The 14,911-nt window shown below is 70.1% G+C and carries 14 protein-coding genes; 9 read left to right on the forward strand and 5 right to left on the reverse strand.

The features are described from left to right. Positions 1-107: 107 nt before the first annotated feature. Together PIR02_06275 and PIR02_06280 are read left to right on the forward strand one after the other, a co-directional pair. Positions 108-743: an acyl-CoA synthetase gene (locus tag PIR02_06275; GenBank protein ID WZH38270.1), complete on the forward strand. Its 636-nt coding sequence runs from the start codon at positions 108-110 to the stop codon at positions 741-743. Then, the gene (locus PIR02_06280; GenBank protein ID WZH38271.1) at positions 740-1,114 is read left to right on the forward strand and encodes an amino acid transporter; all 375 of its coding nucleotides are present in this window, start codon (positions 740-742) and stop codon (positions 1,112-1,114) included. The genes PIR02_06275 and PIR02_06280 overlap by 4 nt, the downstream gene beginning before the upstream one ends. A 22-nt stretch (positions 1,115-1,136) precedes the next feature. Here PIR02_06280 and PIR02_06285 read toward each other — a convergent pair whose 3' ends face one another. Both PIR02_06285 and PIR02_06290 read right to left on the reverse strand, forming a co-directional pair. Further along, positions 1,137-2,177: a zinc-dependent alcohol dehydrogenase family protein gene (locus PIR02_06285; GenBank protein ID WZH38272.1), complete on the reverse strand. Its 1,041-nt coding sequence runs from the start codon at positions 2,175-2,177 to the stop codon at positions 1,137-1,139. A gap of 40 nt (positions 2,178-2,217) precedes the next feature. Then, a complete protein-coding gene (locus tag PIR02_06290) occupies positions 2,218-2,868 on the reverse strand; it encodes a hypothetical protein (protein WZH38273.1) in 651 nt (216 codons plus the stop codon). A gap of 167 nt (positions 2,869-3,035) precedes the next feature. Between PIR02_06290 and PIR02_06295 the strand changes: the two genes are divergently transcribed. From PIR02_06295 to PIR02_06305, 3 genes are all read left to right on the forward strand, one after another. Continuing rightward, positions 3,036-4,250 carry a HupE/UreJ family protein gene (locus tag PIR02_06295; GenBank protein ID WZH38274.1) on the forward strand — a complete coding sequence of 405 codons (1,215 nt, stop codon included), beginning with the start codon at positions 3,036-3,038 and terminating at the stop codon, positions 4,248-4,250. A 118-nt stretch (positions 4,251-4,368) separates the two neighbouring features. Then, complete coding sequence (locus PIR02_06300) at positions 4,369-6,360, forward strand: metallophosphoesterase family protein (GenBank protein ID WZH38275.1); 1,992 nt, start codon at positions 4,369-4,371, stop codon at positions 6,358-6,360. A 59-nt stretch (positions 6,361-6,419) separates the two neighbouring features. Further along, on the forward strand, positions 6,420-7,493 hold the full coding sequence (locus PIR02_06305; protein ID WZH38276.1) for a DUF916 domain-containing protein: 1,074 nt from the start codon (positions 6,420-6,422) through the stop codon (positions 7,491-7,493). 137 nt (positions 7,494-7,630) lie between these two features. On the opposite strand, the gene purB is transcribed toward PIR02_06305, so the two are convergent. From purB to PIR02_06320, 3 genes are read right to left on the reverse strand one after another with little or no spacing between them, the layout of a single operon-like run. Next, complete coding sequence (gene purB / locus PIR02_06310) at positions 7,631-9,010, reverse strand: adenylosuccinate lyase (protein ID WZH38277.1); 1,380 nt, start codon at positions 9,008-9,010, stop codon at positions 7,631-7,633. A 27-nt stretch (positions 9,011-9,037) separates the two neighbouring features. Beyond that, complete coding sequence (locus PIR02_06315) at positions 9,038-9,544, reverse strand: low molecular weight phosphotyrosine protein phosphatase (protein ID WZH38278.1); 507 nt, start codon at positions 9,542-9,544, stop codon at positions 9,038-9,040. Between the two features lie 34 nt (positions 9,545-9,578). Further along, positions 9,579-9,983: a phage holin family protein gene (locus PIR02_06320; protein ID WZH38279.1), complete on the reverse strand. Its 405-nt coding sequence runs from the start codon at positions 9,981-9,983 to the stop codon at positions 9,579-9,581. 110 nt (positions 9,984-10,093) lie between these two features. On the opposite strand from PIR02_06320, the gene PIR02_06325 reads away from it, so the two are divergent. The 4 genes from PIR02_06325 to PIR02_06340 all read left to right on the forward strand — a co-directional run bounded on the left by PIR02_06325 (position 10,094) and on the right by PIR02_06340 (position 14,866). Continuing rightward, a complete protein-coding gene (locus PIR02_06325; GenBank protein ID WZH38280.1) occupies positions 10,094-11,170 on the forward strand; it encodes a histidinol-phosphate transaminase in 1,077 nt (358 codons plus the stop codon). A gap of 217 nt (positions 11,171-11,387) precedes the next feature. Further along, complete coding sequence (locus PIR02_06330) at positions 11,388-12,518, forward strand: thiamine pyrophosphate-dependent dehydrogenase E1 component subunit alpha (protein ID WZH38281.1); 1,131 nt, start codon at positions 11,388-11,390, stop codon at positions 12,516-12,518. Continuing rightward, the gene (locus PIR02_06335; protein WZH38282.1) at positions 12,515-13,492 is read left to right on the forward strand and encodes an alpha-ketoacid dehydrogenase subunit beta; all 978 of its coding nucleotides are present in this window, start codon (positions 12,515-12,517) and stop codon (positions 13,490-13,492) included. The genes PIR02_06330 and PIR02_06335 overlap by 4 nt, the downstream gene beginning before the upstream one ends. Before the next feature lie 60 nt (positions 13,493-13,552). Then, entirely contained in the window at positions 13,553-14,866 is a 1,314-nt protein-coding gene (locus PIR02_06340; protein WZH38283.1) for a dihydrolipoamide acetyltransferase family protein, read from the forward strand. Positions 14,867-14,911 lie beyond the last annotated feature (45 nt).

Raw genomic sequence — 14,911 nt, forward strand, 5'->3', positions numbered from 1 at the left:
TTCGCGTCGGCGCCCGCAGAGTAGTACGGCACCGAGGCTCTCCGGAGGTCGGGCGCGTGGCGAGGAATAGACTGGATGCCATCGACACCGTTCTTCCGGGATCTTCCGTGGCCACTTCTTCTTCTGCGCGCGCCTTCGACGTGCGCCACCTGCAGCTCGCGCGCGCCCTTTTCGCCGCGATCGCCGCGGCGATGGTCACGTTCTCGTCGGACCACTCCGCGGCCGTCGGCCTCGCGGTGTTCAGCGGCTTCGCCCTCGCCACGGCCCTGGTCTTCGCGCTCTCGGCCTGGCTCGTCTTCCCCCGCGGACAGCGTGCCACGGTCATCCTTCTCGCGGTGGTCTCGGCGGTGGCCGGAATGGCCGCGAGCGTGCCCTCGTGGCGGGAGACCGGCTTCTTCTTCGGCATCGTGATCTCGTGGGCCGTCGTGAGCGGTGCGATCGAGGTGGTCGCTGCCATCCGCGACCGCCGGGCCGGACGCACGATCTCGGCTCCGCGCGACGGCCTGCTCATCGGCATCCTGACGCTCGTGCTCGCCGCCGTGCTCCTGTTCACCAGCCCGCAGTACTCGCTCGGCTACGCCATCGAAGGTGCGGGCTCCTTCACCCTGACCGGAATCGTCATCGCCGTCGGCCTCTTCGGCGGCTACACGGCGGTCGTCGCGGTCTTCCTGGCGATCGCGGGATTCTCTCCGCGTCGTACCGCGCCGATTCCGGCCGCACCCACCGAGGAGGCCGCGTCGTGACCGACAAGCCCGCCGAGAAGCCGACCCGCCGCGACCTGATGAAGCCCGTTCAGCTTCTGGGGCTCGCCTTCGGAGCCGCCGTGTTCGCCGGGTTCGTCACGCTCATGTCGATGGGCTTCTTCCAGACGCGCCCCGCCGACCAGATCCAGCGGGCCCTCGTGGTCGGACTGGTCGCTGCCGGGGTCACCTTCATCGTCGTTCTCGTGAGCGTCGCGCTCATGCTGCTCGCCGTCGACCCCGCCAAGGTCACCGCCACCGTCGACCGGCCGCTTCTGCTTCCCAAAGAGACGCCGGATGCCGCCGCCCCCGACGCCGCAGCCGCCCCCGAGGCCCCGCGCCCCGACGACGGTCCCGAGAAGCCCCGCGCGTAGCCTGCGCTTCCGCCGCCCCGTGTCAGCTGCGCCGCGGGTCGATCATCGTCATCCCGGCCGGTGAAGCCGTGTCCATCGCGGGCAACAAGGTCGCGGCCTCGTCCAGCCCGATCACGCGCTCGATGAGGTCGTGCGGACGCAGGGCGCCGCTCTCGATCAGCGACAGCATCTCGGGGTAGTCAGCAGCAGCCATGCCGTGGCTGCCGAGCAGATCGAGCTCCCACGCGATCACCCGCGCCATGGGCATCGCGGTCATTCCGTCCGCGGTCGGAAGCAGTCCGATCTGCACGTGGCGGCCGCGACGGCGCAGGCTCAGTACCGCGTCGCGAGCGGTCTGCGCGCTGCCGACCGCGTCGACCGAGACGTGACTTCCCCCGCCGGTGAGATCGTGCACGGCTGCGGCGATGTCGGAGCCGTCCGCGACGAGGGCGTGCTCCGCGCCCAGGCGGCGGGCCGCGTCGAGGGCCGCGGGCGTGCGGTCGACGGCGATCACCCGAGCACCGAGCGCGACGCCGATCATCACGGCGCTCAGCCCCACGCCTCCCGCACCCACGACCGTGATCCATTCTCCGGCCTGCACGCGCGCGCGGCCGGTGAGGGCGCGGTAAGCGGTGGCGAAGCGGCACCCGAGCGCGGCCGCGGCTTCGAACGAGACCCCGTCGGGGATCCGGACGACGTTCGTGTCCGCCGCTCGCAGCACCACCCGCTCCGCGAACGAGCCCCACTGCGTGAAACCGGGCTGCTGCTGGTCGGGGCACACCTGGGCGTTGCCGCTCAGGCACCACTCGCACGCCCCGCAGCCCATCACGAACGGCACGGTCACGCGGTCTCCGACGTTCCAGCGCTGCACGCCCGTGCCCACCTCGACGATGATCCCTGCCAGTTCATGGCCGGGGACGTGGGGGAGGGCGACGTCATCGTGCCCGACCCAGGCGTGCCAGTCGCTCTTGCACAGCCCGGTCGCGTGCACCTCGACGACGACTCCTCCGTCCGGTGCGAAGGGCGCCTCGACCTCGCGCACCTCGAGCGGTTCGGCCAGGGCGTCCATGATCATCGCGCGCATGGCATCCATTCTCCCGTGGCAGGCCGGTTCGCGAGGGAGCTCAGTCGATCCAGAGGACGATGCCGCGCTGACCGGTGAGCACCGAGGCGACGCCCGCCCGCACCGCCGCAGACGCGCGTTCCCCCGTGAACGACGCGGGATCGTACGCGGATGCCGTCCCCAGCCCCTCTCCGCGGTAGGCGGCACCCGTCCAGTCGACGGCCGTGACGTTCTCGGTCGGTTCGGCCAGCTCCGCGCCGATGATGAGGAACTGGCGATCGAGATGGTTCGCGGTGACCGTGGCCAACGGGTCGACCAGCGCATCGCCGGCGCTGATGATGAGATCCGGGTTCAACTGCATGGCCCTCACGGCACCGTCGATCATGTCGTCGTCGGCGTGGACCGTCTCCAGGTCTGCTCGCGTCTGCTCCGCCCACATCGTCACCGCGTTCACGAGGACGGCCGTCGGCGCGTCGTCTCCGACCGTCAAGAGGACGACGCGGTAGCCCTCCGGCGCGCGCACCCCGTCCCACGAGCCCGGAGTCGGTCGATGCGTGGACTCCGGCGCGGGAGGCGTCGCGGGGGCGAACCCCTCAGCGGGCGTCCCGAGGGGTGACGGCGCGGCTCGCATCTCACTCCACCCGGATGCCGAGCCGCATCCGGTCAGCAGGGCGAGGGCCGCGATCGTCGCCACCGCCGCCGTCGGTCTCATACTCCGGCGCTTCACGCCTCACCTCTCGCGGTCGTCCACATCACGGGTTCACTCTGCGCGCCGCCGGTGGCGCGCGGGAGAACGCAGGGCACACGTTCCGTTTCCGTTCTCTTGACCGCGTCCAGCCGTTCAGGCCCGGGGAGCACCCTCGTCGCGGAAAGGTCCTCATGTCTTCAACGATCCGGCGCGCGATCCGCGCTCTCCTCCTCGCTGCGGGCGTCGTCGCGCTCCTCGCCTCCGCCTCCCCGGCGGCGGCGCACGGCATCCTGTCCGTCGTCTATGCCGACCTGTCCAGCGGCGGTCCGGGCGTCGTGCGGGCACAGGTCCAGGTCGAGTACGACCTCTTCGTCGTCTCGGCGGCGGATGCGGCGAAGGACGACCCGCTGTACCGGAGCGGGATGGACGCGTTCGCCACCGACGACGCCGGCGAGCAGGTCGCCGCGCTGCAAGCGCACCGTGCGGCGGTGTCGTCGTACGTGACCGAGCGCTTCCGCATCGACGCCGGCGGGCAGGCGTGCGCCCCCACCCTCGCGGACGACATCACCATGACGCGGCAGGACGGCGTTCCCTACGCGTCGCTCGAGGTGGACTACGCCTGCCCGCCGTCCGAGAACGGACACGGGGTCGTCTCGACCCTCTTCCCCGACGACGAGGGCTTCGTCACGGACACCAAGACGATCCTCACCTACGCGCTCGATCTGCACGAGGGAAGCACGGTCCTGGATGCCGAGCACCCCTCGTTCACCACGGCCCAATCGCCGCTCGAACGGTTCTGGGAGTTCTTCCGCCTGGGTGCCGAGCACCTGCTCACCGGGATCGACCACATCCTCTTCCTGCTCGCCCTCATCGTCGGGTCGAGGCGACTTCGCGAGGTCGTCATCGCGGCCACGACCTTCACGCTGGCGCACTCCGTGACGTTCATCCTGGCGGCGACCGGGGTTGTCGCCGCCCCGGCCGAGATCGTCGAACCCACGATCGCTCTCTCGATCGCCGTCGTAGGCGCGTGGTACCTCTGGCGTCTGTGGCGCGGGGGCAAAGTCGACCAGGACCTGTCACGCGCTCACGGGTTCCTCCGACTCGATCGCGCCGGGTGGCTGCGAGTGGGCGTCGTCTTCCTCTTCGGCCTCGTCCACGGGCTCGGCTTCGCCTCGGCCCTGGGCATCGACGAGCCGTGGTCGTGGACGCTGCTGTGGTCGCTGCTGGTGTTCAACATCGGCATCGAGGCGGTGCAGATCGGCATCATCGTCATCGTCTTCCCGCTGCTCGTCCTCCTGCGGCGCCGCTATCCACGCCTCGGGATGTGGGCGAGCGGACTGCTCGCGGTGGTCGTCACGGCTGCGGGTCTCATCTGGTTCGTGCAACGCGTCCTCGGTATCGAGTGACGAGCGTTGCTCGACTCGATAGGTGCACTGAGTCAACCATTCATCAACTCGTCACCGGACGGGCGGAGCGTGGGGGAGCCCGCCGATCGCGGGCCCTCATCGAGAGAAACGGACAACCATGCTCTTTTCCGCATCGACGTCGCACGGGACGCGCACGCGTCGCCGCGCCGCGTGGATCGCAACGGCCGCCGTCGGCGTCTCGCTCGTGCTCTCCGGCACGGCGATGGCATCGGCAGCCCAGGCCGACTCCCCGGCAACCCTCTCCGGCATCATCCTCGGCGTCGGGGCCGACGAAGCACAGCGCATCGTCACCTGGTACTCCTCGGCCGACACCGCGCAGTCGGTGCAGGTCGCTCCCACCTCGACGCTGGTGAACGGGGAGTTCCCCGCCTCCGCCACCACGTTCTCGGCATCCGGGACCGCCAACATCGCCACGAGCGGCGGGTTCAACCGCCACGCGACGATCACCGGTCTCGCCGAGAACACCGCCTACTCGTACCGCGTCGGCTCCGAGGGCAACTGGTCGTCGACCTACGCCTTCGGGACGCAGTCGTTCGAGGGCGACTACGACTTCCTCTTCTTCGGTGACCCGCAGATCGGGTCGTCGGGCGACACCGCCAAGGACCAGGCGGGCTGGCAGGACACGATGAACGTCGCCGTCGGGTCCAACCCCGAGGCCGAGCTCCTCGTCTCGGGCGGCGACCAGGTGGAGACCGCAAACACCGAGTCGCAGTGGAACGCCTTCCTCGCTCCCGACCAGCTGCGCCAGTACCCCTGGGTCGCGACGATCGGCAACCACGACGTGGGCGGCAAGGCGTACGAGCAGCACCTGTACACCCCGAACACCGACCGCTCGGCGGCCTACTACCGCAAGGGCGCCGCCGGTACCGCCACCGAGTCGGGCGGCGACTACTGGTTCATCTACAAGGACACGCTGTTCATCGACCTCAACAGCAACAGCTACGCCACCTCGCAGGGCGGGGGCGGAGACGATGCCCACGTCGCCTACGTCACCGACGTCGTGAACAAGCACGGCGCCGAGGCGAAGTACACCGTGCTGGTCTACCACCACGCGATCTACTCGCCGGCGGATCACGCGAAGGATGCCGACAACAAGGTCCGTCGCGTGGACTTTCCGACGGCGTTCTCGAAGCTCGGCGTGGATCTCGTCCTCCAGGGCCACGACCACAGCTACTCGCGCTCGTACGAGATCAAGAACGGTGCCAAGGCGAACCCCGACGAGAAGCCGGGCGAGGACGAGGTCTTCGAGGGCCCCGGCGGCGTCGTTTACGTCACCGCGAACTCGGCATCCGGATCCAAGTACTACGACATCACGGCACCCGACAACAGCGGCACGAGCGGAGCGGGCAACGGTGCTGACCCGTTGAACCCGAGCAGCTACTGGTACAACTCGGTGCAGAACCAGGAGCACGTGCGGACGTACGTCAAGGTCCAGGTCCAGAAAGACCAGCTCGTCGTGCAGAACATCCGTTCCGGCACCTGCGCCGCGCCCAATGCGGCGGTCGAGCTGAACAAGGTGGTGTGGTGCGGTCCCGAGAACGGCTCGAAGCCGGCCGAGGCCGTCGGCTCGATCCAGGACGAGGTGGCCATCCACCCCAACCACGGTGACGGCCAGGACATCCAGGTCGACGTTCCCTCGGGTGCGCCGGGAGAGTTCGGCTGGACGATCAACGGACACAACGGCCTGGTCGACCTCGGCACCGCGGAGGAGAAGAACCTCCAGTACTTCGAGGCCACGGGCCAGATCAACCCGATCTCCGTGACCGACACGCGTCGCAGCAAGGCCGCCTGGTCGGTCTCGGCGTCGGTGGGTGACTTCGTCGACGGCACCAAGACCTTCGACGGCGCCGCCCTCGGGTGGACGCCCAAGATCGTCACGCCGGGTGCCGGAGCTGTCGCGGGTGCTCCCGTCGGCTCGGGTTACGACGGCGGTGACGGCCTGTCGACGTCCCGGGTGCTCAGCTCCGCGGCGATGGGTCACGACCGTGGCACCGGCGTCGTCGGCGCCGACCTCGACCTCAAGATCCCCAACTCGATCGACAAGGGGAGCTACCGCGCGACCCTGACCCTCACCGCGCTGGCCGGCTGATCAGCGAACCGAGCCGGCGGGGAGTGCCCCTCCCCGCCGGCTCATCCTGGAGGACCCTCATGAACCGCATTTCCCCTCGTCTCGCGCTGGCTCTCGTGCCTCTTCTCGCCGCCGCCGCGGTCGTCGCGGGAGCCCCCGCCGCATTCGCGGCCACCGACGATGTCACCTGGACGGTGCGCACCGCGTCCAACGCGCTCGGTGCCGACCGCACCAACTTCTCGTACGCCCTCAATCCCGGAGCGCACCTCGACGACGGGCTCGTCGTCGCCAACCGCGGCACCGAGGCGGTCGAGCTCGACGTCTACGCCGCCGACGGCTACACGACCTCGACGGGCGCGGTCGACCTCCGCCTCGCCGCGGAGGACCCGGTGGGCGTGGGCAAGTGGATCGTCGTGCCGCAACACCACGTGTCGGTGCCCGCCGGGCAGACCGTCGAGGTTCCGTTCACGATCGACATCCCCGCCGATGCCACGCCCGGTGACTACGCGGGCGGCGTCGTGACCTCGCTCACCGTGGCCGATCAGACGGCGAACGTCAACGTCGATCGCCGCCTGGGCATCCGTGCCGGCATCCGCGTCGGTGGCGACCTCGCGCCGGCGCTCGCGGTCGACGGTCTCAGCGTCGACTGGGACGGTGGAGTCGTCCCGTTCCTCTTCGGCGACGCGACCGTGCACTACCGCCTCCACAACGCCGGCAACGTGTCGCTCACCGCGTCCGACGCCGACGCCGTCGCCGGGCCCTTCGGGTGGGGTGAGGTCGATGCGATCCCGGTCGATGCCGCGCCCGTGCTGCTCCCGGGTGAGTCGTGGCAGCGTGACGTCCGTGTCCCCGCCGTCGCCGCGATGGGTCTGGTGTGGGCGTCGGTGACGGCCACACCCACGGTCACCGATGCGTCGGGGTCGACCACGGACCTCGACCCGGTCGTCGTCTCGGCGATGGGCTGGGCGGTGCCGTGGCCCCTCCTCGTCGCCGTGCTGCTCGGGGTGGCCACGGCCGTTCTCGGCCCGCGCTGGTTGCGCGAGCGTCGTCGTCGTCGACAGGATGCTGAGGATGCCCGCGTCGCCGAGGCGGTGGCGCGCTCGCTCGCCGAGAAGGAAGCTGCTCCGGCCGTGACGGTGGGGCCGCTCCCGTAGCCCTCCGAGGGAGCGGGCCGCGTCGGGCACCGGCACGGAGGGGCCGTCAGGCGGACGTCGCGGCGGACACGCCGATCCTCGATCCCGAGGCACGGCCTGTCGTCGACCGACTCCGCCTGACGGCAGGCCCCGACGGCTTACAGCGCGTCGACCACCCGCGACGCGAGCCCGGCGTAGGCGGCCGGCGTCAGCGCGAGAAGGCGCTCCTTCGCGGCATCGCCGATGTCGAGCCCGCGCACGAACTCCGCGAGCTCGGGGGCACCGACGCGGCGACCACGCGTGAGGTCCTTCAGCAGAGCGTAGGGGTCGGTGATCTGAGAGCGACCCGCGGCGATCTCGGCCCGCACCACGGTCTGGATGGCCTCGGCGAGCACTTCCCAGTTCACGTCGAGGTCGGCCCGCAGCACGTCTTCGGCGAGCGAGATCTCGGTGAGCCCGCGCTGCAGGTTGTCGAGAGCGAGCAGCGAGTGCCCGAATGCGACGCCGATGTTGCGCTGCGTCGTCGAGTCGGTCAGGTCGCGCTGGAGGCGGCTGGTGACGAGCGTGGATGCCAGGGTGCCGAACAATCCGCCGGCGATCTCGAGATTGGCCTCGGCGTTCTCGAAGCGGATCGGGTTGATCTTGTGCGGCATCGTCGACGACCCGGTCGCACCCGCGACGGGGATTTGCGTGAAGTAGCCGAGCGAGATGTAGGTCCAGATGTCGGTGGCGAGGTTGTGCAGGATGCCACCCGCGTGACGCGCGCGGTCGTACAGCTCGACCTGCCAGTCGTGCGACTCGATCTGCGTCGTGACCGGGTTGAAGCCCAGGCCCAGCGACTCGATGAACTCGCGCGTGAGCTGCGGCCAGTCGACGTCGGGTTCGGCGGCGACGTGGGCAGACCAGGTGCCGGTGGCGCCGGAGAACTTCGCGAGGTACTCACCGGCGTCCAGCTGGCGGATGACGCGCTCGAGGCGCCACGCGAAGACGCCGATCTCCTTGCCCATCGTGGTGGGCGTGGCCGGCTGACCGTGTGTGCGCGAGAGCATGGCGGCGTCGCGGTGCTGTACCGCGAGCTCGGCGAGGGCGGCCGTGACCGCGCGGAGCTTGGGCAGCCACACCCGCTCGACCGCGCGCTGCACGGTGAGGGCATAGGCGGTGGAGTTGATGTCTTCGCTCGTACAGGCGAAGTGCGTCAGCTCGGCGAGGGCTGTCAGGCCGAGGCTGTCGAGGCGGTCGCGCACGAGGTACTCGACGGCCTTGACGTCGTGCCGCGTCACGGCTTCCTTCTCTTTGAGCCACGCGATCTCGTCGGCGCCGAAGTCCTCGTACAGTGCGCGGAGCTTCGCGCGGTCGGCGTCGCTCACCGGAGCCGTGCCGAAGAGGGATCGGTCGGTCAACGCGAGCAGCCATTCGACCTCGACCTCGACGCGGGCGCGGTTCAGGCCCGCCTCCGACAGGTAGTCGCCGATCTCAGACACGGTCGCGAAGTACCGTCCGTCGAGCGGGCTGAGGGGCTGCGGAGGCAGAGAGGACACGGGTCTCCCGGGGGTCGCGCGAAAGGGTCAGCCCGCGGAACGGATGGCGGGCTCGAGCTGCCGGAACAGGGCGCGGCTGGCGCGTTCGATCATACCGAGCACCTCGTCGAACATCGGGGGGCCCGCGTAGTAGGGGTCGGGGACGTCGAGGGTCTCGGCATCCGGAACGAACGACTGCAGCAGGGCGATCTTGTCGGCCGCGTCGTCGTCGCGCGCCCAGCCGCGCAGCACGCGCTCGTGACTGCGGTCGAGGGCGAGCACGAGGTCGTTGCGCTCGAAGTCGCTGTACTGGAACTGCCGGGCACGGTGCGCGGAGCCGTCGTAGCCGAGGCGTTCGAGAGCCGCGAGCGTGCGGTGGTCGGCGCGCTCGCCGACGTGCCAGTCGCCGGTGCCGGCCGACGTCGAGGCGACACGCGAGCCGAGGCCCGCGGCATCCGCCAGATGACGGAAGACCACGTCGGCCATGGGGGAGCGGCAGATGTTGCCGCTGCACACGAACACGACGCGAAAGGGCGCGTCGGCGTTCGCGGTCATCCTCCCATCATGGCGGGGAAGCGCGTTCCCCGCATCAGTGGCGTGTCCGCTCGTCGCGACGGGGGCGCAGGATGCCGCCCAGGACGGCGTTGATGATGCCGATCAGCAGCGCCGCGACGACCGTGAGCCAGAACTCGCCGGTGCGCAGGCCCCAGTCCCAGTTCGAGGTGATGACCGCCGTCAGCCAGAGCAGGAAGCCGTTGATCACGAGGGATATCAGCCCGAGCGTGAGGATGTAGAGCGGGATCGCGACGATCTTCACGACCGTGCCGACGATGGTGTTGACCAACGCGAAGATGAGGCCGACCAACAGCAGGGCCAGCAGCACCTGGAGCCATTCTCCGGGCGCGAACGGGATGAGCTGCACCTGGAGAGCAGGCAGCAGTGTGACGATCCAGATGGCGAAGGCGTTGACGGCGACGCGGACGACGAAGCGCATGCCTCCACCCTGGCATGCCTTCTGCCGCGGCGGCAGGGCGTGAATCCCGGCGACGATCGGTGCCAGACCGGGACTGACGCGCGGAGGGGCCCCGCGGTTAGGCTCGCGGGGTGAGTGAAGAGCCGGTTCTCCCCCGTATCCGTCCCGAGATCGCCGCACTGCCGGCGTACCGCCAGGGGCGTCAGGCCAGCGCCGACGCGTTCAAGCTGTCGAGCAACGAGAACCCCTTCGATCCTCTTCCCGGTGTGCTCGAGGCGATCCAGGGCGCGACCGGGATCAATCGGTATCCGGATGCCACGGCCGCCCGGCTACGCGAACGTCTCGCCGCACGCCACGGCGTCTCTCCCGACGACGTGCACGTCGGCGCCGGGAGCGTCTCGCTGCTCGCGCAGCTTCTGCTGGCCACTTCCGGCCCCGGCGACGAGGTCGTCTACGCCTGGCGCTCGTTCGAGGCGTACCCCTCGCTCGTCGCCGTCGCGGGTGCCACGAGCGTGCAGGTGCCGCTGACGGAGGACTTCCGCCACGACCTTCCCGCCATGGCCGCGGCGATCACCGACCGCACGCGGCTGGTCATCGTGTGCAGCCCGAACAACCCCACCGGCCCGACGGTCACGCACGACGAGTTCGCCGCCTTCGTGGATGCCGTCCCCGCCGACGTGCTGATCGTGCTCGACGAGGCGTACGCCGAGTTCGTCACCGACCGTTCCTCGGTCGAGGGTGACCGTGTGCGCGCGATCATCGCCCGCCCCAACATCGTCGTGCTCCGCACATTCAGCAAGGCGTATGGTCTCGCCGGGCTCCGCGTGGGCTACGCCATCGGACACACGCGCGTGCTCGACGCCGCCCGCAGCACGGCCATCCCCCTGTCGGTCACGGCCGCGGCGGAGGCGGCCGCGCTGGCGAGCCTGGATGCCGAGTCCGAACTGCTCGAGCGCGTCACCGTGATCGCCGAGCGCCGCGACAGCCTCGTCGCCCGCTTGCGCGAGGCCGGCTGGCCGGTACCCGATGCCCAGGGCAACTTCGTCTGGCTGCCCGCGGGCGATCGCGCGCTCGAGGTCGCGTCGGCCTTCGAAGACGCGGGCCTCGTCGTGCGTCCGTTCGCAGGCGACGGCGTGCGCATCTCGATCGGTGAAGAGGAGTCGCTCGACCGCATCGTCGAGGTCGCGGCCACCGTCGCCCCGCGCTGACGCGCGACGCGGAACGTGCCACGTCGGTCTGAGATATCCGGTGGCTTCGATGGGCTCAGCCACCTCGCGGTGCGTCCTCGGGGGTCCCTGAGTGTGCCGAAGGAACCGGGACTGACGACCGGCCACATCCGGCTTTGTCGATGATGGACGCCGGATCGCGGCATCCGTTGTGGACCTCATGCGGTGCTCGGCATAAGGGGAGCATTAGCGTGGGAGCATGACCCCGCTCGACGACCCCGCTCTCGTGCGCGTTCTGGCAGCCGATGGCACGTTGGCGCCCACGCCCGCGGCCGAGCGCTACCTGCCGCTCATCGACGCCCTCACCGACGCCGAGCTCGAGACGTTCTACCGGGACATGGTCTCGATCCGCGCGTTCGACGTGCAGGCCACCAACCTGCAGCGTCAGGGCCAGCTGGCGCTGTGGCCCCCGTCCTTCGGCCAGGAGGCCGCTCAGGTCGGCTCCGCCCGCGCCGCCCGCGCGCAGGACCACATCTTCCCGTCGTACCGCGAGCACGTGGTCACCCGTATCCGCGGCGTCGATCCGCTCGACATCATCCGGCTCATGCGCGGGCTCACCCACGGCGGGTGGGATCCGACCGACCCGAAGAACGGCAACACGCACATCTACACGCTCGTGCTCGGCGCCCAGACGCTGCATGCCACGGGCCTCGCGATGGGCCTCGTCTTCGATGGCAAGAGCGGCACGGGGGACCCCGAGCGCGACGAGGCCGTGATCGTCTATTACGGCGACGGGGCGTCGAGCCAGGGCGACGTGCACGAGGCGATGGTGTTCGCGGCGAGCTTCCAGACCCCCGAGGTGTTCTTCCTGCAGAACAACCAGTGGGCCATCTCCGTCCCCGTCGCCACGCAGTCGCGCTCGCCGCTGTACAAGCGCGGTGAGGGCTATGGCATCCCGAGCCTGCAGGTCGACGGCAACGACGTGCTCGCCAGCTACGCCGTGTCGAAGGTCGCGCTCGACGAGGCCCGCGCCGGCGGCGGCCCCCGCGCGATCGAGGCGATGACGTACCGCATGGGCGCGCACACCACGAGCGACGACCCCACCAAGTACCGCACCTCCGATGAGGAGAAGGCCTGGGCCGGGCGCGACCCGATCGCCCGCATGCGTGCGTTCCTCGAGGCGCGCGGGGCGTCGCAGCAGTTCTTCGACGACGCGGATGCCGAGGGTGCAGCGCTCGCCGACGACGTGCGCGTGCGCACGAACGAGCTCGGCACGATCCCCCGCGCGCACATGTTCGACAGCGTGTACTCCGAGGCGCATGCGCTCATCGAGGAGGAGCAGCGCTGGCTCGACGACTACGAGGCGTCGATGGAAGGGGGTGCGCAGTGACGGAGAATCTGCCGATCAGCCGTGCGCTCAACGCCGGGCTTCGTCGGGCCCTCGAGACGAACGACCGCGTCCTGCTCATGGGCGAGGACATCGGCCCGCTCGGCGGCGTCTTCCGCGTGACCGAGGGTCTGCAGAAAGACTTCGGTCCGCGCCGCGTGATCGATTCGCCGCTGGCGGAGTCGGGGATCATCGGCACCGCGATCGGCCTGGCGATGGGCGGGTTCCGCCCCGTGCTCGAGATCCAGTTCGACGGTTTCGTCTTTCCGGGGTTCGACCAGATCACGACGCAGCTCGCGAAGATCACGAACCGCCACGAGGGCGCGGTGCGCATGCCCGTCGTCATCCGCATCCCCTACGGCGGGCACATCGGCGCGGTCGAGCACCACCAGGAGAGCCCCGAGGCGTACTTCACGCACACCGCGGGTCTGCGGGTGGTCAGCCCCTCCAACGCGAACGACGCGTACTGGATGATCCAGCAGGCGATCGACTCGCCCGACCCCGTGATCTTCCTCGAGCCGAAGGCCAAGTACTGGCAGAAGGGCGAGGTCGACCTCGAGGTTCCGGCCCTGCCGTTGCACGCGAGTCGCCTCGTCCGCCGCGGCACCGACGTGACGCTCGTCGGCCACGGCGCGATGGTGACGACGCTGCTGCAGGCCGCGGCGCTCGCCGAGAGCGAGGGCACCAGTTGCGAGGTCATCGACCTGCGGTCGCTGTCGCCCGTCGACTACGGCCCGCTGCTGGATTCCGTGCGCCGCACCGGTCGCATGGTCTACGCGCAGGAGGCGCCGGGCTTCACCTCGCTCGGCTCCGAGATCGCCGCGACCGTGATGGAGAAGGCGTTCTTCGCGCTCGAGGCCCCCGTGCTGCGGGTGTCGGGCTTCGACGTGCCCTTCCCACCCGCGAAGCTCGAAGGCACCTACCTGCCCGACGCCGACCGCATCCTCGAGGCCGTCGACCGGTCTCTCGCCTACTGACCGTTTTCGTGACGGCGGGCAGCGTCGGTGAGATGCTGTTCGCGAGCAAAGGACACCACCGTGACCGAGCAGACCTTCGTTCTCCCCGACGTCGGAGAAGGCCTCACCGAGGCAGAGATCGTGCAGTGGCGCGTCGCGCCCGGTGACGCCGTCGCCGTCAACGACGTGATCGTCGAGATCGAGACGGCGAAGTCGCTCGTCGAGCTGCCCTCGCCCTACTCGGGCACGGTCGGGGAGCTGTTGGCATCCGAGGGATCCACCGTCGAGGTCGGCGCGCCGATCATCACGATCGGATCTGTGGATGCCAGCACCCCGGCCCCCGCGGAACCGGTGAGCGTCCCCGAGCCCAGCGACCCCGGCGGCGCCGTGCTCGTCGGGTACGGCACGGGTGGCGCGGTGTCGTCGCGTCGCCGGAAGCCCGCTGAGCGGCCGGTCAAGGCATCCGTCGGCGTCGTCGCGAAGCCGCCCATCCGCAAGCTCGCGCGCGACCTCGGCGTGGACCTGTCGGCCGTGACGCCGAGCGGCCCCGCCGGTGAGGTCACCCGCGACGACGTCGTGAAGCACGCGGAGCAGGCCAGCGTCTTCCGCAACATCGAGACGCCCGCGTGGGGCGCCGTGCGCGAGGAGACGATTCCGGTCGCCGCCCCGGTCACCCCGGCACCGGCCGCCGACGCGCGCGAGGAATCGATCCCCGTCCGCGGCGTGCGCAAGGCCACGGCGAACGCGATGACCTCGAGCGCGTACTCGGCGCCGCACGTGTCGGTGTGGGTCGACGTCGACGCGTCGCGCACGATGGAGCTCGTCAAGCGCCTCAAGGCCTCGCCCGACTTCGCCGACGTGAAGATCTCGCCGCTGCTGATCATGGCCCGCGCCGTGATCTGGGCGCTTCGCCGCACCCCGATGATCAACGCGGCGTGGGTCGACACCGAGGACGGCGCGCAGATCAGCGTGCGCCACTACGTCAACCTCGGCATCGCCGCGGCGACCCCGCGCGGCCTGCTCGTGCCGAACATCAAAGACGCGCAGTCGATGAACACGCGCGAGCTCGCCAAGGCGCTCGAGAGTCTCACGCTCACCGCGCGCGAGGGCAAGACGAGCCCGGCCGACCAGGTCGGCGGCACGTTCACCATCACGAACATCGGCGTGTTCGGTGTGGATGCCGGCACTCCGATCATCAACCCGGGCGAGGCTGGCATCATTGCGCTCGGCGCGATCCGGCAGAAGCCGTGGGTCGTCGACGGCGAGGTGCGCCCCCGCTGGGTGACCACGGTGTCGGGCTCGTTCGATCACCGCGTGGTCGACGGCGACGGCATCTCGCGGTTCATCGCGGACGTGGCATCCGTGCTGGAGGAGCCGGCGCTGCTGCTCGACTGACGCCGCCAGACTTGAGGACGCTTCCAAGATGGAGGAGTCTTTACG

This window comes from Microbacterium enclense (genome assembly GCA_038182865.1).
In the GTDB taxonomy this organism is placed as follows: domain Bacteria; phylum Actinomycetota; class Actinomycetes; order Actinomycetales; family Microbacteriaceae; genus Microbacterium; species Microbacterium enclense_B.

Excerpts from the sequence above, each read along its gene's own strand:
- PIR02_06285 (WZH38272.1), bottom strand. The coding sequence starts at position 2,177 with ATGCGCGCGATGATCATGGACGCCCTGGCCGAACCGCTCGAGGTGCGC.
- PIR02_06290 (WZH38273.1), bottom strand. The coding sequence starts at position 2,868 with ATGAGACCGACGGCGGCGGTGGCGACGATCGCGGCCCTCGCCCTGCTG.
- PIR02_06295 (WZH38274.1), top strand. The coding sequence starts at position 3,036 with ATGTCTTCAACGATCCGGCGCGCGATCCGCGCTCTCCTCCTCGCTGCG.
- PIR02_06300 (WZH38275.1), top strand. The coding sequence starts at position 4,369 with ATGCTCTTTTCCGCATCGACGTCGCACGGGACGCGCACGCGTCGCCGC.
- PIR02_06305 (WZH38276.1), top strand. The coding sequence starts at position 6,420 with ATGAACCGCATTTCCCCTCGTCTCGCGCTGGCTCTCGTGCCTCTTCTC.
- PIR02_06315 (WZH38278.1), bottom strand. The coding sequence starts at position 9,544 with ATGACCGCGAACGCCGACGCGCCCTTTCGCGTCGTGTTCGTGTGCAGC.
- PIR02_06320 (WZH38279.1), bottom strand. The coding sequence starts at position 9,983 with ATGCGCTTCGTCGTCCGCGTCGCCGTCAACGCCTTCGCCATCTGGATC.
- PIR02_06330 (WZH38281.1), top strand. The coding sequence starts at position 11,388 with ATGACCCCGCTCGACGACCCCGCTCTCGTGCGCGTTCTGGCAGCCGAT.